Origin of the sequence: Streptomyces sp. SID13726 (genome assembly GCF_010548375.1) — a bacterium.
Taxonomy (GTDB): Bacteria; Actinomycetota; Actinomycetes; order Streptomycetales; family Streptomycetaceae; genus Streptomyces.
Map to the genome: position 1 here is coordinate 1 of NZ_JAAGLY010000088.1, position 776 is coordinate 776.

General features: G+C 70.6%; 1 protein-coding gene. It reads right to left on the minus strand.

All coding sequences use genetic code 11. The features are described 5' to 3' along the window. Positions 1-225: 225 nt before the first annotated feature. Positions 226-776 (minus strand): alpha/beta hydrolase (locus G3I78_RS46485; RefSeq protein WP_164436595.1); only part of this gene is annotated, 551 nt, incomplete at its 5' end.

Genomic DNA, 776 nt, shown 5'->3' on the forward strand with positions numbered 1-776 from the left:
CGCCGGCCTCCCCGTCCCAGGCGAGGACTTCGCCACCGAGGACCAGGCCGACCGGTGGCTGCGCAACCGCCGTGACGAGGCCGGGGAACGCGTCCTGGACCGGGGCGCCGCGGTGGGTCTGGAGCTGCACGCGCCCACCCGGACCGTCCAGAGTGAACACGAGCAACCGGTACCCGTCGAGCTTGGGTTATGCGCTGTTGGACAGTTCGCGTCTCGGCCTCGCGGCTACGCGTTCGCGGTGCCGCGTGCCGCCGCCGGGTCGGGGGAGTCGATGTCCTCCATGAAGCTCAGCATCCGGGCGTTGACCAGGTCGGGGTGGTCGATCTGCGGACCGTGGCCGGTCGCGGCGACGATCTCGGCACGGGCGCCGGGGATGAGGCGCGGTACGCGTTCCACCTGCCGCTTGGGGTGTACGAGCAGGCTGCGCTTGCCCATGATCAGGTAGAACGGCGTCCGGATGGAGCCCAGTTCCGCGTCCGACAGCGGCAACGGCGCCGGGCGGCGGATCCGAAAGGCCTTCACGCTCGCCTGGATCATCGCGCGGAGCTCGGGAACGACGATCACCGGCTGTTCCAGCCACTTGGCGAGACGGGGGCGCCACGCCTTGGGGGCGTAGGTGGCGAAGAGGCTGGCGAAGATCCAGACGAAGAAGCGCAGGCCGACCTTCTCCAGACCGCCCGGGTCGAGGGCGGTGACCGAAGCCAGGCGTTCGGGCCTGCGGTGGACCTGGTTGATGACCAGCCAGCCGCCGTACGAGGAGCCGACCAGGTGGACCT